A 16,005-nucleotide genomic window follows, 5' to 3' on the forward strand; every position below is an offset into this window, starting at 1 on the left:
CTTAAAATTTAGTTTCGGTTATCATTTTCTCAATTGTTGTTGCAAGCTTGTTTTTGAACTGCGTTGGCAGGTTGTTCTCTACATAGTCAAGCAACTGGTTAACAGTAATTTTGTTGGTAAGGAAACGCCTAACGGCCGCATCAAACTTTTTAGAGTAGTCTATGGTTTCAAGGCGCAGCTTGGCGTTTTTCTCTAACCTGCGTTTAGCTTCGGGCTTTTCTTCCTGGTATTTAACATGCCTTTTCCAAGCCTTTTCGGTGTATTCAAAGCCAATTTCTTTGGCAGCTTTGCGCGTAAAATCAAAGTAGTTAGACGGGTAAAGTGTTGAAATTCCTGTACGCACAAACCATTTGCGCGCATGCTCTAACCTCCAACGCAGTTGCGATACATCATCAATAATGTTTGCCTTTTGGAAGTGATAGCCGTTGAATGTGATGAACTTATGTTCCATCCAGTAGTTAATTGCCTTTTTCCATGCCCCGGCATAAACCGTTTGGCCACGGTAGAGTTTAGCAGCATTTTTAAAGAAATCCTGGATTACCAACTCGCGGAACTCAGCCCGGGTAAGGTAGCCGCCCATTGCTTCTTTGTACAATAGCCTAACATCAATGGGTTGGTAGCTATCGTGCAGGCCTGCTGCCAGTTCCAACGCCAGTTGTTGGGGGTGTATAATGAGCGCACGGAGTTTATGGCTTAAAGTTTCTTCAAATTTTTCATCTTTTTTCGCGGCCGCGCCCCCTGGTGAATCCGGGGTTTGCTTGCTTCGGGGTGTTCCTGCTAAAATGCTCCTGCTAATCTCAAAGGATGTCGACGAAGGAGACACCTTATCGACAGAGGTTTGCGCAGCGACCTCCTTTTTCTTATAATCCTCTGAAAAAGTTCCAGTAGCTTCATAGTGTTTAGGTAACTTTTTCTCTCGGTCAGGGTTAAGAGGCTGATTTTCAGCTGAGGCAACTTTATTGGTTGCGAGATCAAGAATTACCAAAATATCAGGGTTAATTTCCACTTTTACACCCAAAAAGCGGCCAATAAACGTGCTGTCTAAGAACACACCAGCCTCTTCAAGGCGGTAACGGTGGTTGCGCACGGTTTTGGTGCATACATCAATAGAAAGCTCTCCATTGCGCTTTAAATTGGTTATATGAAAACTGTTGGTTACGAGCGGCTGCACCGGGGTGGCGGTGCGCACCTTTAAATTGCGGTACTCGTTGTTGCGCCTGCGCAGCTGCGCATCATAAAGGTGCAGCCAGTTGGCAAAATGCATTTCTGTGCCATACTTTAGCGTTTGTATGCGCTTTTTGTCCAGTAAACGGCTAAAAGTTTCACCTGCTTTATCTACCTCGGCATTATAATCACGCGTTGAAAGGTGGGCAAATCTTTTTCTAAAATTTGCAATAATTTGTTTCTCATATTCAGCAAGTTGATTGTTTTCTTTGTATATTTGTACACCTGCGTTATGCTTATCAATTAACTCGTTTTCTGCCTTAGTGCGAAAGTTGTATTGAGCGGCATAAATGCGGTAATTATCCATCGTTCTTGCAAACGCTTCTCCTGCTATTGCCGGATATACGGCTGTAAGCACATTGGATTGTTCTTTTGAGTTAGTTTCCGGTTCGGGCAGCTGCACACTGGGTTGGTAGCCAAAAAGTTTGGCAGCTGTCAAGGCCCCGGCAATATTATTTACCTGGTTAGTTCTCATTGTTGTTGTTTGTTTTAGGATTAGGTTCTAATTTTGTAGTTTTTGTGTAGCCGTAAATTTTCTGATCTATGATTGAAATAGCTTCTGCAACATTTTTAGCCCAGTACCCTTCATAGATAAAATCATCTTCAGCAGGATGATTATGTTTTAAAGCTCCCATGCTTACGTATATCTCCTTTAAAATTTTTCCCTTTAAATACCGTGTCTCTATATCTACTCTACAGTTATAGCTTATCATTCCAGGATGTAGCGCAATCATCTTTTCTTTAAGGATTTCGCATAAACGTTCGTTCGTCATACGGCTTCAGCTTTAAGTTCTTCCTGTAGGCGCGCTATTGTACGGTTCAGGTGGTCTAAACGCGGTTGCAACGCTTGTTGCTTGATGTCTTCAACGGTTGTTGTTGGATAGAGTTTATTAGCTGCTGTGTACCACAATATACCCAGTGGGTTAGGATGCCTTGTGTTAAGATCTCGACAGAGTTCTAACAACACATCATATTCATTTGCGAGAGCCATCCGGAATAATACACAAAAGCCGAACTCTAATCCATCATGTGTTAGACCTATATAAAAATCATGTACGCACGTTGAATTATCTACATCAATGTATTGGGTATATAATCCTTTAGTCCAAAGTAACGTTTCAAGTATTTCCTGCTTTGTCATACCTCCAAGCGTTTAGCCGTAGCGGTTATATCGGTATCTGTAATAAATACAGCATTGGCCTTAACCTCTTTTATTTCCTGTATGTAGTAGTAAATGTCTTTAACACCGCCGCTTTCTAAGCCTGTTTTAACCATTTTAGTGGCTGCGTGTATGCGGTCTCCCACATGTACAATGCGGTTACCCGGCACAGTAAATTTTATAACCGGGCTGGCCTGCCATTCCTGGGGCGATTGAGGCCACTCCCGTAGCCTGGCATCGGTATTGTTTTTAAATGTTTGCATTGGTAGTAGGGTTTAAAGTTTCAGCATCATTAACCTCTATTTCTTGCGCGTTGCGCTCCTGTTTTGCAATGGCCTCCGGATCCAGTACAGGCCTGCCATCTAAATCATAAACTTTGTGTGTTTCCATAGTTGTAGCTTTTAACCCCTTGGCGGCCGGCATGCATCATGCTGCCGGCGGCTTCGGGTAGATTGCAATTACTTGCACTGAGGTATCTTAATGGGTTAAAGTTTTAGCAGGTTGAAGCCATATTTGCATAAACTGGCCAATGCGGTTAATGTGTAGCAGCTTTGGTACTACACCGGCACGCTTAAAACAGTCCAGGGCTTTTTTGGGGTTTGTTTTCTTTTGGTTAGAAAAGCTTATATGCACCATTGCCATATTGGGCTGCAAGCTGCCGGAAGAAACTCCGGCAACGCAGCGCATTTTGTTTAGCTTGGCAATGGGTTTTTGTAAAAGGGTAGGTACGGTTCCTGCCGGGGGCATACAGCCACCCGCAGGGGTAAGGTTTGTTTTTAGCATAATTAAATTATTTAGGTTTCGGGTTTAGCAACAACAATTGTTGCATGGTTTTTTGTTATAAATGTGTTAAAGCTTTGTCCCTACTTCATTTATCACTATTTTTGCAGCGATAAGTATAATTACCTGCTTCCAACAGGTTATTTATCTTTCGGGTAGGTGCGGGGTGGTGCCCGCACTTTTTTATTTTACCACCATTAGTTTTTTCTTTCCAAATCGTTCTGATTTTTGTTTTTCAAGTATTTTCATTAAAGCATCCGTACATTCTGCATCGGTGTACTGGCCATCATCTTTTTTAACTTCAACAGGTTGCAGCAGCTTTACATCGGCGTCGACCATTTTATATAAGCGTAACCGCTCCTCCTCCGGAAGTGCCATATACACGTTATATACTGTTTCTGCCTGCATTGTTGTTTAGCTTTTAGATAGCTTTTTTATCTGTTTATATTTGTCCTGGATGCGATTATCATACGCGTTCATTTGTATCGTGCGCTTTAGCTGGTTGCTATGCAAAGGGCTATTGCTATACCACTGTTTGCCATACTCTAAATTTTTTATCTCATGCTCCAGTATCTCTATTTTTTGTTCAATCGATAAATCCATACTATGTATTTATAAAACCAAAGCCGCCTAAAAATATCAACCAACCAAAAAACTGAATATGCACAACAAAAGGGGCGGCTAAGGTTTATTTTTGTATCATTGTGTTTTTATATAATCAATGGATAACTCTGCTTTAATTTCTGCTCTAAAGGTTGAATGTGAAAAATTACTGAAAACGTATAAGGACGAAGCTCTTAAAATACCTGCCTTTAAATCTGTAAAACAAAAAGTTACTAAAACAGATATTGACAAACTGGGCGATGTGTTTTTGAGATACACAAACGAGTTAGACAAAATGTGCGATAACAGCCCTGCTGAAAACCCCGATCTATCTCACTACATTGATACCGTTTTTAAACACTATAGTACTTTATTTTTAGAATTTACCCGGAAGCTTCAGGGTAAATAGATGTATCATCCAAAGGTGTCGCATTATCTTCATAGAACTGTTTTAAAACAAGTTCTCTAAACTCATGTCTTGATATTGAGGGGTCGTTAGCCATTTCTTTAAGTTGTTCTGTGGTATATCCCATAACTTTAAAAATCCTTTTCTTACTAAATCTGTTAAACTGGCACGCTTTTAGTTTCTGCCACAACAACGGTTGTTGCAACTATCGTTGGGAGTGGAGAAAGTGAGTAGGAGGGAACAAATAAAATTTTAGTAACTGTAGACTTGCTGATGTTAAATTCATCTTCGAGAAGTTTTTGGGCTTCACGGCACGTCATTAAATTCTTTAGTTCAATATAGCGGTCCAAAACAGCTTTGTTGCGGCGCGCTTTCTTCTCTTTAATGGTTTCGCTCAATTTTGCCATAACGAAAAATTGTCTACATTTATGAAGACAAATGTAATACAAAAAGTAATAAAAATTACATTTTGTTGTAATAAAAATTACAAAAAACAGCATGATTAATTATATAGGTTTAAATATCAAGTACTTATGTGATAAAAATAAATTATCACAAAAAGAATTTGGAGAGATATTTGAGCAGAAACAGGCTACAATTAATACTTACATTAATGGCCGTAGTAATCCAAACGTAGAGACGATACAAAAAATTTGTAAGCACTTTGGAATTACAATTGATGATTTTATTAACTTAGATTTAACTTTAAAGGGCTTTACTACAACCAACAACGACAAGCAACGGGTGTTGGCAGAACCACCGCCGCCCGATTATGGCACCGCAAAGTATGTAAAGCAGCTTGAAGACATGGTGCAGCTGCAAAAAGAATTTATTGAGGCACAGAAGTTGCAAATAGAAAATTTGAAAGCACAACCCGGAGCCGCATCATAACCTGGTTGGTATACAAAAACTAAAAATTACAAATAACCATTACTATTACACCACATGAAAAAAATTACTTTACTATTCATTTTATTTTCTACAATAGCCTTTGCTCAATCAGATAGAGACTTAAGCGACAGAACTTTTGGCATTTATTATGGTATTGAAAGGAATATAAAAAAGACTCCTGATTTTAATCCGGCAGAATATTATGCAAATGGTAAGATAAAGGGTATAAAAGATGTTGTTGATTTTACAGAAGAACAAAAAGCTCAACTCAAAAAACTGTTTACAGACCAATACCCAGTTTTTTACGAGACAGCTAAAAAGTATTATGAGACAAAAACAGCTCAGTCTAAGGTCGAAATAATGAAATTGCTTGTAAAAAATGAGGAAGATTTTAGAGCAGTACTTACCAGGGAACAATTAGCTACTTATATAGGCTTTAAGAATGGTCTTCGACACGATGGCTACTTTCCACTAAAGCAAAATTTCATTGAAGAAGAAAAACTTGTAAAGTTTAAAAAGGAGTTACAATAAGCTTTTTCTTCTTTATCATATACAAAAATTAACCATTTTAAATAAACACCACCTTATGAGAAAAATTTTTACTCTCGCTGCATCTTTAGCGGCCACACTTACTTTTGCGCAGGAAACAACAAAACAGCATCAGGTATCAATCAACCCAATGTTTTCAGACCCAAGCCAAATTGGCCTACAGTATGAATACAAAATTAAGCCCGATGGCAAGCATGCCAAATCGCACATTGTAAATGTTGCTGCCGGGTTAATGAACTATTCTGTTGCAGGCTATGATATTGACGGAACCGGCTTTGCTATAGAGCTGGGCAGCCGCAACTATTGGGGGCCTGAACACAAAGGCTTTTACGGTGCAAACTACCTGTCTTACGGCAATGTAAAGTTTGACGAAAACCTGTTTATTTTTGGAGTGGTAGATGGCACTTATAGCTACTTTTCTTTCTTTGCTCCCGAGATTGGATATAAAATACAGCTGGGCAACTTTTCTATAGATCCTTTTATTGGTGCCATGTGGAAAATTGAGATAAAAGGCAAAGGCGACATAGACAACAAAAACGTGGACGAATGGGCTGTGAGAACCGGTGTTAAATTTGGATATAGTTTTTAATTATGGCATTAGTATATACACTTATGAAAAGAAAAGATACAGAAGAACTGCATCTTTTTAAGGGATTAATGGCTAAAGATGATCTCCGTTGCTTTGTTGAACCTGAATCTATTTGTGAAGCTATGGATAAGGTTGACTCAAACCATACTGTTTTTGCATGTCTTGACGAAAATGAGGCTCGAAAAGAGTGTGCAAGTCAAGGTCGTCCGGTATGTGGCAACTGCGTCAAAAATCTCTATGCCAATTATTGATATATTAAGTCTAAATATTGTTCTATTATGAATTCATTAGTGCATAATAACTATTATGATGTTGTAGCTCCAAATATATGTCCATATTGCTATGTAACTCAAATATGTACTGAAGTTGGATGTTCACAAAAACATTCTTCTAAAGAAAGCCTTATTTCACTATGGAGATGTACTAATATGTCTTGTCAAAGACTTATTGTATGCGAAAACGAATTAATTGGGGCAGAATTTGTCTTCATACGATTCTTAGATTCTTGTCCTCAAGAGCGTATATGGCCTGAGCCAGTATTACAATTAAAAAGTGCAGGCGATTCAACACTTGAATCAAAGTTTATTAAAACTTACAATCAAAGTGTGCAAGCAGAAAATGCAGGATTAGATGAAATAGCAGGAATGGGTTATAGAAAATCTATCGAATATTTAGTAAAAGATTTAGCTACTGCAAAATTTCCCAATGATATCGAAAAAATTAAAGGTAAAGCATTAGCACAAGTATTAAAGGATTATTTTACCGGAGATATAAAAGACATATTAGAAAGGGCTGTTTGGTTAGGCAATGACCATGCTCATTATTACAAAATTTTTGAGCAATTTGACTTAACAATGCTGAAAGACCTTATTGATTACGTTTTGGCTGAACTAGATAAAGAATACAAGAAGGCTCACTATTTAAATAGTATTAAACCATACAATAAGCCATAAAACAAATTAAGATGGCACAAGACACTCGAAAAAAATGGGATAATTACTTTTTAAGCTTACTGCTTAATATTGGATTATTAATGCTACCATTTTTAATAACTTTCTTTTATAAAGAACCTATTTCTGAACGTAATTTAACTATGTCTACAGCGATGTTTGTTGCTGGTATAGTTATCTCACTTAATAGAATGCCTAATTCAATGTATGCGGTGCTTATTCTAATAATTATTTTTTTGATGGGTATATATGGTCATGTCCCTCAAAATAAAAATATTGAAACAGTCTACAATTTTCAGACATTGATAATAGTATTTGTCATAATGACTTTAGGACTTGACAAATACATCTATTACATTAAAGAAGGCAATGAATTTGTAATTTTTAATTCCGAAAGAAATGGTAGATAATTGGGAGACAATACTTGAAATCTTAGCTGTCTTAGCCGCTTTATTGGCTGTAATGATAGCATTTATTACTTCCCTGAAAGCCCGTAGAAAAGCTTTAGAAATGGAATTGAACGCCTACTTAGAACTCCAGGAAGCGAAGAATATATATTTAGAAGCCCTGGAAGCCTATTTTAAGGAAGAGTATAATCGAGAAAGTCTGGAAAAGAAGATTATAGAATTAGAAAAAGAAATTAAATTGAAAAAAGATTTAAAAATGAATATTAAAAATTCTAAATAAGTACCTTTGTCACGTGAACAGGAAACTGAACACTTTTACTATAACATTTTAGAAATTGCCTCTCTAACCGTAAGGTTTTGGCCTCTTTTGATAGCAAAGTTCGTGTGTTTTCGGGTTCTTATAGAACTCATAACCCGAAGGTCACAGGTTCGAGTCCTGTTCCCGCTACTAAGTAAAGCCATTCAGAAATGAGTGGCTTTTTTTACATTAATACTTTTGAGATATGTTGCACAAAGCAGGTTTTGTAAATATAATTGGTAATCCTAACGTAGGTAAAAGCACTCTTATGAATGCTTTTGTGGGTGAGCGTCTTTCTATAATTACCAGTAAGGCTCAAACTACACGCCACCGTATATTGGGAATTGTAAATGGCGATGATTTTCAGGTTGTGCTGTCTGATACTCCAGGTATCATCAAACCTGCTTATGAGTTGCAAAATTCGATGATGGATTTTGTGAAATCTGCTTTTGAGGATGCCGATGTGCTTATCTATATGGTAGAGATAGGAGAGAAGGAACTTAAAGATGAAGCCTTCTTTAATAAAATAGTACATGCTAAGATTCCCGTACTTTTATTATTAAATAAAATAGATACCAGCGACCAGCAAAAGCTTGAAGAACAGGTTGCATTATGGACAGAGAAAGTGCCTAATGCCGAGATATATCCTATAAGTGCATTGCAAAATTTTAATGTTCAGGAAGTGTTTAGCCGTATTCTTGAATTATTGCCACAATCTCCGCCTTATTACCCTAAAGATGCGTTAACTGATAAGCCGGAGCGTTTTTTTGTAAACGAGACCATACGCGAAAAAATACTTTTGAATTATGATAAGGAAATTCCGTATGCTGTAGAGATAGAGACAGAGGAATTTAAAGAAGATGATAATATCATTCGTATTCGCGCTGTTATTATGGTAGAGCGTGATACCCAAAAAGGTATCATTATAGGGCATAAAGGGGCTGCAATCAAAAAAGTTGGTATACAGGCTCGCGAAGACCTTGAGAAGTTTTTTGGCAAACAAATTCACATAGAAATGTTTGTAAAAGTCAATAAAGACTGGCGCAGCAATAATTTTCAGCTAAGACGATTTGGTTATAATAACAAATAATATAAAACCTGCTTTTTGCAGGTTTTTTTATGCCCTCGGAGGGTTAAGGTCGTCTCCACCCGATGATGTGGGTTTAGTTGTTGCTTTTGCTGGTTTTGGCTTAGGTTGATTTGTGGTTGAGGGCTTTACCGGAGTAGTAGAAGCTGGTTTTGTTGATGTATTGCCCTGAGTTTGTTTTTGCGGAGTTACATGAGTTGTAGTTCCGGCAGGTTTAGCGAGGATACTGCCTGCCTGTTTAAGCGGAACAGTTGAACTGGTAGGTTTATTATTTGCAGGATTTATGACTGGTTTTACATTTGTTGTTGTCGGCTTTGCTGTTGAGCCAGTTGGAGGTGTTACTATCGTCGGTATAACCGGTTTTATCAACGTATCTGTAACAATAATATCCGGAGCACCCACAGGAATATAAATGTCAGTAACAAGTAAAGATGGTCTTCGCGTTTGCGAAACTCCTTTGGTATAGACTTCTAAATATTGAGCAGTGGTTTTTTCCTGTATTTTTTTTTCGGACATATACTTGCGTGCCGCTTGCCATCCTTTAGGTAAATGAGAATAATCTCCTCTAAGTGTTGTTTTAAGCGCATTAAAAGCAAGTAATTTGCCTCCTGCATAATCGCTGCCAGGAGCTGTGTACATCTCATCTTTAATGGGTATGCTATATGTGCAGGTAGCAGTTTGATTAGCTTTATTTATATTTTGATATAAGATGAATGGCTTTCCGGTTACGGTGATTCTGTTTTCTTTAGAGAACTCTAACAATTTATCAAAGGCTCCAATTGCTTTTTTATTTACATCTGCAATAGGCAGGGTAGAAGTAGTCCCTAAATAAAATGTTGCCTTTTTATTTACTACGCCAACAACTTCGGTAGAAAATTTCTGAACCTCTTTCACTAAAAAGTTATTTAGGTTTACAAGTCCTTTTTCTAAAGAAGAATCTATGGTTACGTTAGTACCACCATTTAAGAGGGCATATGCTTTTTGTGTAAACGTCAGTTTTCCGCTAATACGAACTTTTACTTTAGTACTTTTAAGGGTGTCTTTTAAAATCCAGGTAACATTGGCGTCAAGATTTTCTAATTCTGCCTTTTGGTTTATAGAGTCGTTGTTAGCAGTTTCCAGTGTTTCTATTCTTCCTCCATTACCGTCTTTTAGCCAGCTCATAGTAGCACCTGCGCCAACTGAATTATCAGAATAGCTATAAGTAGCCAAAGTATCGGCATTGGCAAAAAAGCCCAGATTTTCCCAATTTTTATAATCATTTAAATAATTATAGAGCACGGGTCTGGATACATTTATTACTTTCTCTCTCTTTATTGTATATTTTCCGTCCTGAGTGGCAATAAATACGGTTGTGGCTATAGAAGCCAAAAGCAGAAGCAGAAATATATATTTTACAATCTTCATGTAAGAAATTTACGGTGGCGTAAAATTATGAATATTTCTGTTATTTAAGCAAGGAACTTTATATTGTATAAACACCTTTTTTAAATATACAGATGCTTTTAAATATACAATTTAATTTACTAATACACAAGTGTTAGTTGCTGTCGCATTCAACAAAATCTTTAGGATAAGGAGACAGGCTTACTTTATCTACCAATAAAAAGAGATCTTGTTCTTTTGTGAATACTTCCAGTTCATCGCTTATACGACCTCCCATTATGGTTTTTCGATGAGTTGTTGTATTGTATTGCCCCATTTTATCGGTTACATGATAATTAAAAGAAATGAGCTGTTCGTAATCATTTTTAAACTGAACTTTCCAAACGTGCTGTTCCCCACGCATGCCCTCATCTTTTAGCCGAAACGATATTTTACTGTAACAACTTGTTTTTTGCCAGCTTTCCCATCCGGCAGATTGTGCCTTCATCGAAATACTTGCTATCATTGCAAGCAGAGATATGAATAAAAACTTTTTCATAACTGCAATTTAAGGTTCTACTTTTAAAATAGTTACATAAAAATCAGGATTTTTGTGTATGTAAGGATACCATCCTGTAATTTCTTTGCCCGGAGTTATTTTATCCGTTAGCATATATGTAGCATTATCGGTCTTCCCTTCATCTTCGAGCTTCTCATACTCATCAAGAGTTACAACTTTTAGATCTTTACTATATGGTTTTTCTGTAATTACATACGTAATGGTAGTAGGCCTGTCTGATCTAAAAACTATTTTTTTACCATATTGTTGTATATCATCTTTGTTGGTGTTGTAGTAAGATACTTTGTATGAAAGACCATTGCCGCCATCAATCCATTTATCATATTTTTCGGCAATAGTTTTAGAGATTGGCTCAGCTTTAGAAGCAACTGGTTTGGATGTTGTATTCTGGTTAGGTATTACCTGAGTGCGCCCAAGGTCGAAATAGTTTATAATTTGAAGTCCGCGCCCGTAAGGAATACTAATAGTGTCATTATCAACAATTCCATTTGGACCATACTTTTTAATTACAAACTTGTTTTCAATGCCTTGCTGTAATGGAACACGGGTGTAGCCAATGGTAGATGGTAGTGATTGCCAGTTACGCGTATCGGCTTTTTCGGTTAGTGCACCGGCAGCATCGGCTCCAAGTCTTACAAGGTCTTCGCCTGTATCGCCAAGGGTTTCTTTGGCAATAGCAGCAAGAAGGGCACTGCCACCTTTTTTTGCTGCAAAACGAACCACAAGGTCTACCGTTTCCCTGAGCATTCGGTCTTTTAGGCAGCGACGCGCAATCGAATTAAAATCCTGAGAAGTTTCAAAAAACTGTTCCTGACCGTTTACAATAAGAGCAGCCTTGTTATAAAAGCTCGGCCTTGTTCTGTATTTTGGTATTGCTATTGCATTTATTGTACCCACATTTGTGCCCAGCGGAATGGGTAAAAGTATATCGAACACTTCGCCCTCATCCATATAGGTTGCATAAAAAAAGTGTCCTGCACCAGATACTGTGGCTACTATTTGGTCTTTGGCAGGGGCAAGGCCGTTTTCCCAAAAAATGATAGCTTCGCCTGTGGGTGCTACAGGAGTAGAATTTGGTGCCTTGATATTATACTTTTTTAGATAAGCATTATATTCTTCTGTAAAACCAAGTTGGCGCGCTGTGCGAAGCAAGTCTTTTTTTAGCTGTTCCGGCATGGCAACGCCAAAATAAGAGCCATTACTGCCGGAATAAATTTCTTCGGCATTGCGATAGGCAATAAAAGCATTGTTTATATCGCCTGTGCCTTCATACAAAATGCCCTGTAAAATTTGCGAAAAGGCATCGCGGGTGTATTTGTTCTTATTTTCTTTATATTTTTCATTAAGTTGTAATAACTTAATGTTTATCCTTTTTGCCTCTACTAATGCCTCGTTAGGTTGTCCCAAAAAGAAATAATTGAGTGCCATGTAATAATGTATGGTCACTTTTTCAAAATCTTCTCCTTTGTAAGGTTCAGCCATTGGGTTTGTAAACTTTGCAGCTACTGTTTGCCCGGCGTTTGTTTTTATCTGGTCGTCTATAAGTATATAGGCCTGCTCAAAAAGCCGGTTGCTTTCGGTATAATTGCCGGCCAGGTGTTCCATCTTACCTTTTTCTAAAAGATATAATAGCCTGTTTCTTTTTTTATTAAGAAATTTATTGGCATCAATGCTTTTTGAAGCTTCGGTAAACTGCCCTGTAACCAACTGGTTTTCAATATCGGCAGTTTTTAAGTTATAAGTACTACAGGACTGCAGGGCAAACAATAAAAATACGGGTGCCGCCATTAAGGCGGCAACAGTTCTTTTGGTTGCTTTCATTTAAAAAAATGTTTTAGCCTGGTTGTACTATTTTATCATTTTTTTGATCTTTTTGTCGCCAATCCAAACTTTATCATTGGTTTGAATGTTAGTAAGCTCAAGATCTATTTGATAGTAAACCGATTTTTCTTTTTTGTTTTGGTCTGTAATAGAATTTATGGTACCCTGTAGCATAAAATCGGCACCGTTTTCAAGACCAAATTTTTTCATGGTGCTTTGCGATGCATGGTTTTGCTGGTCTGCTCTCTCTGCCCTAATTTCTTCGCGCATGTTGCCTGCCTGTACCAGTTTCATACGGCCAGAGTTAATAATGGCTTTCTCTATATCTTTAGAAAAAGTTTCGGTAGCTATATGCTCGTGTGATTTGTTTGTTATAAGCCCAACAATTATTACAGGCTTTTTACCAGCATTTTCGGCTGCATAAGTGCTGTACCATGCATGATCCATAAGTTCGGCTGTAATTTCTTCTGCAGTAAGGCGTGAGTCTGTTTCGTTCCAGCGTCCGCTAAGGTCGGTAACGGTTGTATCGCTAACACGTGTAACTTTTGGAGAGCCGCAATTTGTTAGTGAAACAGAAATTGTAAGGGCAGCCATTAATGCGATTGTACTATTTTTCATGATTGATGTATTGGTTAATTTATGTAAAGGTAATTAAAAAAATGTGTTATATTTTTGGTTATTACAAACTGCATGCCACAATTTACAGCATGTAAGATATATATAAACAAAAAATACCCCGAAGGGTATTTTTTTCCTAAACCAACTACAAAATAACTAAAATAAAAATTTTAGTCCCTCTCTTATCAGAGTAAGCTTGCATTGCAAATTTGCGACATTCTACAATAAAAAAAAATACCCATTATTGGGTATTTTTAAGGTGCCAGTATGTAAAAGTGATCTAAAATTCGTATTTTTTTTCCATAGAGTAACGCAGCAATTCTGTTTTTCCCTGAAGATTTAATTTTTTAAGGATGTTTTTTCGGTGCGTGTCTACCGTTGTTTTGCCAATAAAAAGTATTTCGGCAATTTCATGAGAAGTTTTTCCTTTACCTATAAGCCTTAAGATCTCTTCTTCGCGTTTGCTTAAATGAACCTCATTTTCGGAAGCATGATTTGTGGCAGGAATAGCATCGTCAAAAAAAGTTTCCCCTCGCATTACGGCTCTAATGGCTGCAAGTACTATTTTTAATGATGCATTCTTGAGTATGTAACCCGATGCTCCTGCAGACTGCATTTGCACAATGGCCTCTTCCTGTTCAAACATGCTGAATGCGATTACTTTACATGCAGGAAATTCTTTTTTGATAATGCGGGTAGCAGCAATACCATCCATTTTAGGCATACGGATGTCTGTAAGTACAACATCAGGCTTTTTGCTGCGCACAATTTCAAGTAAGCTTTCGCCATTGTTAGCTTCGCCAACAATTTTTATATCGTTTTCATATTCAAAAAATATCTTTAAACCATCAATTAACGATTGGTGGTCTTCGGCTATAACAAGCTGTATCATATAGGTAGGTCTATAATTATGGTTGTGCCCCTGCCGGGAGTTGAGTCTATAGTAAGTGTGCCGTCGAGCTGCTCAGTTTTTTTGGTAATGCTGTGCAATCCCATGCCGTCTGAAAAATTTATTTTTGAGGTATCCATACCTACACCGTTATCTTCAATAATAATGTTCAAATTGTAGTCGTGCTGGGTTAAGTGTATGGTTGCCTCAGTTGCCTGGCTGTGTTTAATAATATTGGTAGCCAGTTCCTGAACGATCCTAAAGATAGCAATTTCCAGCGTATTATCCAACCTGTCTGTAAATCCAAACGGAATTACATTTATTTGCAGTTTTCCCTGTACTGACATTTTCTCAGCAAGTCTTTTTATGGCCGGTATTAAACCGTCATTGGCTAAAACCCCGGCGTTTTTTGTATGCGCCATCCTGCGCACTTTTTGGTAGGCTTCATCAATAAGGCTATCCGTTTTTTCGTAAAGTTTGGCGTCATCCTCAGTGGTCTCTTTTTTACGCATTTTGAGGTTTTCAAAATTAAGTTTCAGGGTAGCCAGCATGCTGCCCAAATTGTCGTGCAGGTCGTTTGCAATGCGTTGACGTTCTTTTTCCTGCCCTTCAAGTATAAGGTCTATACTGCTAAGCTCATATTCTTTAAAAGCTTTGTCAAACCTTTGCTGTTCGATGAGTTTATCCTGATGTAATATTTTTTCTTTCCTTCGGGAGTTTTTTACTATCAAAACCCCAATTACAAAAGAAGCGGTTAAAAGTCCAATTAATGTGTACACTAATATTGTATTAATTTTGTCTTTATCTTTTAGCTCTCTATTTTCAAGCTCTTTTTCAAGAGTTTCATATTTTGTATTGATGTTACCAATAGCAATATTTTGCTCGGTAATGTTTATTTTCTTGGTAAGTTCCTGTTCTTTTAAAAGATATTTATAGGCATTGCCATTATCATTTATACTTTTATAGTTTTGGTGTAATATTTCGTAGAGTAGTTGTTTGTGCTTATCTACGTTATCTTTAATAGGCAGCTTGTCGGCTTTGAGCAGTAATTCAATAGCCTTATTGTAATTGCCTAAATGCCTGTATGAAGATGCCTGATTTACATAGTTATGATACAATTCATATGGATTACTATCTGTAAGAAGTATTAAATCAGCATTTTTTTTTAAATAATAAAGACCAGAATCAGGTTTGCTAAGATGCTCGTTATACAGTGTAGCGATATTGTGATATACGTTAGCTTCTTGGTATACACTTTTTGTTTCTTTAAAAAGATTTAATGCTTTAAAATAATAATTAAGGCTCTCTTTAAAAGCTTTTTTTCGCATTTTATATTGAGCCATATACGAATACCCACGCGCCATTTTAAATGGGTCATTATATTTTATATTATAGTCAAGATATTCGGTTATGTAATGCAGATATTCAACGGTGTTGTTGGTTTGTCCATCAATAGCATAAACAATGTCAAGATTAACGTCGATAGATTTTTCTATGCTGTCTGCCTCTTTAAATAATTTTTTTGCAGTAAAGTATTGCTGTATGGCTTCATCTTCCCTGCCTGAGTTTTCTAATATTTTGGCCTTAACATAAGTATAGTAAGCCTTATCCGGTTTAGATAAGGCTGTTGTGTCTACTTTTGCTATAAATTTTAATGCCGCGCTATTGTCCGTAGCATTGGCTTTTTCTTCTGCCTTTAGCAAGTTTGAATTATATTGAGAATAAGCCGTACTTATAAATAAGAGGCATGTAAGCAGGTTAATTCTTAATATTATTTTCATTTATCAAT

The 16,005-nt window shown here is 37.1% G+C and carries 25 protein-coding genes; 9 read left to right on the forward strand and 16 right to left on the reverse strand.

The features are described 5' to 3' along the window. Nucleotide 1 precedes the first annotated feature (1 nt). The 8 genes from GR160_RS02975 to GR160_RS03010 form a co-directional block, all read right to left on the reverse strand. Complete coding sequence (locus GR160_RS02975; protein ID WP_160748341.1) at nt 2–1,699, reverse strand: hypothetical protein; 1,698 nt, start codon at nt 1,697–1,699, stop codon at nt 2–4. Beyond that, nucleotides 1,689–1,997 (reverse strand): hypothetical protein, encoded by a 309-nt coding sequence (locus tag GR160_RS02980; protein ID WP_160748342.1) that lies wholly within the window; start codon nt 1,995–1,997, stop codon nt 1,689–1,691. The genes GR160_RS02975 and GR160_RS02980 overlap by 11 nt, the downstream gene beginning before the upstream one ends. After that, nucleotides 1,994–2,215 (reverse strand): hypothetical protein, encoded by a 222-nt coding sequence (locus GR160_RS02985; protein WP_160748343.1) that lies wholly within the window; start codon nt 2,213–2,215, stop codon nt 1,994–1,996. Before GR160_RS02985 ends, GR160_RS02980 begins: the two co-directional genes overlap by 4 nt. A 146-nt stretch (nt 2,216–2,361) precedes the next feature. Further along, the gene (locus GR160_RS02990) at nt 2,362–2,646 is read right to left on the reverse strand and encodes a hypothetical protein (protein ID WP_160748344.1); all 285 of its coding nucleotides are present in this window, start codon (nt 2,644–2,646) and stop codon (nt 2,362–2,364) included. Next, the gene (locus GR160_RS02995; RefSeq protein ID WP_160748345.1) at nt 2,633–2,773 is read right to left on the reverse strand and encodes a hypothetical protein; all 141 of its coding nucleotides are present in this window, start codon (nt 2,771–2,773) and stop codon (nt 2,633–2,635) included. Before GR160_RS02995 ends, GR160_RS02990 begins: the two co-directional genes overlap by 14 nt. Nucleotides 2,774–2,860: 87 nt before the next feature. Continuing rightward, a complete protein-coding gene (locus tag GR160_RS03000; protein ID WP_160748346.1) occupies nt 2,861–3,166 on the reverse strand; it encodes a hypothetical protein in 306 nt (101 codons plus the stop codon). 180 nt (nt 3,167–3,346) lie between these two features. After that, the gene (locus tag GR160_RS03005; protein WP_160748347.1) at nt 3,347–3,571 is read right to left on the reverse strand and encodes a hypothetical protein; all 225 of its coding nucleotides are present in this window, start codon (nt 3,569–3,571) and stop codon (nt 3,347–3,349) included. A 6-nt stretch (nt 3,572–3,577) separates the two neighbouring features. After that, nucleotides 3,578–3,766 (reverse strand): hypothetical protein, encoded by a 189-nt coding sequence (locus GR160_RS03010; RefSeq protein ID WP_160748348.1) that lies wholly within the window; start codon nt 3,764–3,766, stop codon nt 3,578–3,580. Nucleotides 3,767–3,884: 118 nt separating this feature from the next. Here GR160_RS03010 and GR160_RS03015 point away from each other — a divergent pair, with 118 nt between their 5' ends. Then, entirely contained in the window at nt 3,885–4,175 is a 291-nt protein-coding gene (locus tag GR160_RS03015; RefSeq protein ID WP_160748349.1) for a hypothetical protein, read from the forward strand. On the opposite strand, the gene GR160_RS03020 is transcribed toward GR160_RS03015, so the two are convergent. Both GR160_RS03020 and GR160_RS03025 read right to left on the reverse strand, forming a co-directional pair. Then, the gene (locus tag GR160_RS03020) at nt 4,150–4,299 is read right to left on the reverse strand and encodes a hypothetical protein (RefSeq protein ID WP_160748350.1); all 150 of its coding nucleotides are present in this window, start codon (nt 4,297–4,299) and stop codon (nt 4,150–4,152) included. The two genes, GR160_RS03015 and GR160_RS03020, sit on opposite strands and share 26 nt — an antisense overlap. Nucleotides 4,300–4,330: 31 nt before the next feature. Beyond that, nucleotides 4,331–4,579 carry a hypothetical protein gene (locus GR160_RS03025; protein WP_160748351.1) on the reverse strand — a complete coding sequence of 83 codons (249 nt, stop codon included), beginning with the start codon at nt 4,577–4,579 and terminating at the stop codon, nt 4,331–4,333. A 91-nt stretch (nt 4,580–4,670) separates the two neighbouring features. Between GR160_RS03025 and GR160_RS03030 the strand changes: the two genes are divergently transcribed. From GR160_RS03030 to era, 8 genes are all read left to right on the forward strand, one after another. Beyond that, on the forward strand, nt 4,671–5,063 hold the full coding sequence (locus GR160_RS03030; protein ID WP_160748352.1) for a helix-turn-helix transcriptional regulator: 393 nt from the start codon (nt 4,671–4,673) through the stop codon (nt 5,061–5,063). Nucleotides 5,064–5,117: 54 nt separating this feature from the next. After that, a complete protein-coding gene (locus GR160_RS03035) occupies nt 5,118–5,594 on the forward strand; it encodes a hypothetical protein (RefSeq protein ID WP_160748353.1) in 477 nt (158 codons plus the stop codon). A gap of 55 nt (nt 5,595–5,649) precedes the next feature. After that, nucleotides 5,650–6,201: an autotransporter outer membrane beta-barrel domain-containing protein gene (locus GR160_RS03040; protein ID WP_160748354.1), complete on the forward strand. Its 552-nt coding sequence runs from the start codon at nt 5,650–5,652 to the stop codon at nt 6,199–6,201. Between the two features lie 23 nt (nt 6,202–6,224). Beyond that, nucleotides 6,225–6,452, forward strand: a complete 228-nt coding sequence (locus GR160_RS03045; RefSeq protein WP_160748355.1) for a hypothetical protein — start codon at nt 6,225–6,227, stop codon at nt 6,450–6,452. A 27-nt stretch (nt 6,453–6,479) separates the two neighbouring features. Then, nucleotides 6,480–7,154, forward strand: a complete 675-nt coding sequence (locus GR160_RS03050) for a DUF4145 domain-containing protein (RefSeq protein ID WP_160748356.1) — start codon at nt 6,480–6,482, stop codon at nt 7,152–7,154. A gap of 11 nt (nt 7,155–7,165) precedes the next feature. After that, entirely contained in the window at nt 7,166–7,561 is a 396-nt protein-coding gene (locus GR160_RS03055) for a hypothetical protein (RefSeq protein WP_160748357.1), read from the forward strand. Further along, complete coding sequence (locus GR160_RS03060; protein ID WP_160748358.1) at nt 7,551–7,838, forward strand: hypothetical protein; 288 nt, start codon at nt 7,551–7,553, stop codon at nt 7,836–7,838. Before GR160_RS03055 ends, GR160_RS03060 begins: the two co-directional genes overlap by 11 nt. Before the next feature lie 223 nt (nt 7,839–8,061). After that, a complete protein-coding gene (gene era / locus GR160_RS03065; protein WP_160748359.1) occupies nt 8,062–8,946 on the forward strand; it encodes a GTPase Era in 885 nt (294 codons plus the stop codon). A gap of 27 nt (nt 8,947–8,973) precedes the next feature. Here era and GR160_RS03070 read toward each other — a convergent pair whose 3' ends face one another. The 6 genes from GR160_RS03070 to GR160_RS03095 form a co-directional block, all read right to left on the reverse strand. After that, nucleotides 8,974–10,350: a hypothetical protein gene (locus GR160_RS03070; protein WP_160748360.1), complete on the reverse strand. Its 1,377-nt coding sequence runs from the start codon at nt 10,348–10,350 to the stop codon at nt 8,974–8,976. A gap of 133 nt (nt 10,351–10,483) precedes the next feature. Further along, the gene (locus GR160_RS03075; protein WP_160748361.1) at nt 10,484–10,867 is read right to left on the reverse strand and encodes a hypothetical protein; all 384 of its coding nucleotides are present in this window, start codon (nt 10,865–10,867) and stop codon (nt 10,484–10,486) included. A gap of 9 nt (nt 10,868–10,876) precedes the next feature. Next, nucleotides 10,877–12,709, reverse strand: coding sequence for a COG3014 family protein (locus GR160_RS03080; RefSeq protein WP_160748362.1), 1,833 nt, complete (start codon nt 12,707–12,709; stop codon nt 10,877–10,879). A 27-nt stretch (nt 12,710–12,736) separates the two neighbouring features. After that, entirely contained in the window at nt 12,737–13,327 is a 591-nt protein-coding gene (locus GR160_RS03085; RefSeq protein WP_160748363.1) for a penicillin-binding protein activator LpoB, read from the reverse strand. 280 nt (nt 13,328–13,607) lie between these two features. Next, complete coding sequence (locus tag GR160_RS03090) at nt 13,608–14,219, reverse strand: response regulator transcription factor (RefSeq protein WP_160748364.1); 612 nt, start codon at nt 14,217–14,219, stop codon at nt 13,608–13,610. Continuing rightward, on the reverse strand, nt 14,216–15,997 hold the full coding sequence (locus tag GR160_RS03095) for a sensor histidine kinase (RefSeq protein ID WP_160748365.1): 1,782 nt from the start codon (nt 15,995–15,997) through the stop codon (nt 14,216–14,218). Before GR160_RS03095 ends, GR160_RS03090 begins: the two co-directional genes overlap by 4 nt. Nucleotides 15,998–16,005: the final 8 nt, after the last annotated feature.

Origin of the sequence: Flavobacterium sp. Sd200, assembly GCF_009826935.1 — a bacterium.
In the GTDB taxonomy this organism is placed as follows: domain Bacteria; phylum Bacteroidota; class Bacteroidia; order Flavobacteriales; family Flavobacteriaceae; genus Flavobacterium.

Excerpts from the sequence above, each read along its gene's own strand:
- GR160_RS02975 (WP_160748341.1), bottom strand. The coding sequence starts at position 1,699 with ATGAGAACTAACCAGGTAAATAATATTGCCGGGGCCTTGACAGCTGCC.
- GR160_RS02980 (WP_160748342.1), bottom strand. The coding sequence starts at position 1,997 with ATGACGAACGAACGTTTATGCGAAATCCTTAAAGAAAAGATGATTGCG.
- GR160_RS02985 (WP_160748343.1), bottom strand. The coding sequence starts at position 2,215 with ATGGCTCTCGCAAATGAATATGATGTGTTGTTAGAACTCTGTCGAGAT.
- GR160_RS02990 (WP_160748344.1), bottom strand. The coding sequence starts at position 2,646 with ATGCAAACATTTAAAAACAATACCGATGCCAGGCTACGGGAGTGGCCT.
- GR160_RS02995 (WP_160748345.1), bottom strand. The coding sequence starts at position 2,773 with ATGGAAACACACAAAGTTTATGATTTAGATGGCAGGCCTGTACTGGAT.
- GR160_RS03000 (WP_160748346.1), bottom strand. The coding sequence starts at position 3,166 with ATGCTAAAAACAAACCTTACCCCTGCGGGTGGCTGTATGCCCCCGGCA.
- GR160_RS03005 (WP_160748347.1), bottom strand. The coding sequence starts at position 3,571 with ATGCAGGCAGAAACAGTATATAACGTGTATATGGCACTTCCGGAGGAG.
- GR160_RS03010 (WP_160748348.1), bottom strand. The coding sequence starts at position 3,766 with ATGGATTTATCGATTGAACAAAAAATAGAGATACTGGAGCATGAGATA.
- GR160_RS03015 (WP_160748349.1), top strand. The coding sequence starts at position 3,885 with ATGGATAACTCTGCTTTAATTTCTGCTCTAAAGGTTGAATGTGAAAAA.
- GR160_RS03020 (WP_160748350.1), bottom strand. The coding sequence starts at position 4,299 with ATGGGATATACCACAGAACAACTTAAAGAAATGGCTAACGACCCCTCA.
- GR160_RS03025 (WP_160748351.1), bottom strand. The coding sequence starts at position 4,579 with ATGGCAAAATTGAGCGAAACCATTAAAGAGAAGAAAGCGCGCCGCAAC.
- GR160_RS03030 (WP_160748352.1), top strand. The coding sequence starts at position 4,671 with ATGATTAATTATATAGGTTTAAATATCAAGTACTTATGTGATAAAAAT.
- GR160_RS03035 (WP_160748353.1), top strand. The coding sequence starts at position 5,118 with ATGAAAAAAATTACTTTACTATTCATTTTATTTTCTACAATAGCCTTT.
- GR160_RS03040 (WP_160748354.1), top strand. The coding sequence starts at position 5,650 with ATGAGAAAAATTTTTACTCTCGCTGCATCTTTAGCGGCCACACTTACT.
- GR160_RS03045 (WP_160748355.1), top strand. The coding sequence starts at position 6,225 with ATGAAAAGAAAAGATACAGAAGAACTGCATCTTTTTAAGGGATTAATG.
- GR160_RS03050 (WP_160748356.1), top strand. The coding sequence starts at position 6,480 with ATGAATTCATTAGTGCATAATAACTATTATGATGTTGTAGCTCCAAAT.
- GR160_RS03055 (WP_160748357.1), top strand. The coding sequence starts at position 7,166 with ATGGCACAAGACACTCGAAAAAAATGGGATAATTACTTTTTAAGCTTA.
- GR160_RS03060 (WP_160748358.1), top strand. The coding sequence starts at position 7,551 with ATGGTAGATAATTGGGAGACAATACTTGAAATCTTAGCTGTCTTAGCC.
- era (WP_160748359.1), top strand. The coding sequence starts at position 8,062 with ATGTTGCACAAAGCAGGTTTTGTAAATATAATTGGTAATCCTAACGTA.
- GR160_RS03070 (WP_160748360.1), bottom strand. The coding sequence starts at position 10,350 with ATGAAGATTGTAAAATATATATTTCTGCTTCTGCTTTTGGCTTCTATA.
- GR160_RS03075 (WP_160748361.1), bottom strand. The coding sequence starts at position 10,867 with ATGAAAAAGTTTTTATTCATATCTCTGCTTGCAATGATAGCAAGTATT.
- GR160_RS03080 (WP_160748362.1), bottom strand. The coding sequence starts at position 12,709 with ATGAAAGCAACCAAAAGAACTGTTGCCGCCTTAATGGCGGCACCCGTA.
- GR160_RS03085 (WP_160748363.1), bottom strand. The coding sequence starts at position 13,327 with ATGAAAAATAGTACAATCGCATTAATGGCTGCCCTTACAATTTCTGTT.
- GR160_RS03090 (WP_160748364.1), bottom strand. The coding sequence starts at position 14,219 with ATGATACAGCTTGTTATAGCCGAAGACCACCAATCGTTAATTGATGGT.
- GR160_RS03095 (WP_160748365.1), bottom strand. The coding sequence starts at position 15,997 with ATGAAAATAATATTAAGAATTAACCTGCTTACATGCCTCTTATTTATA.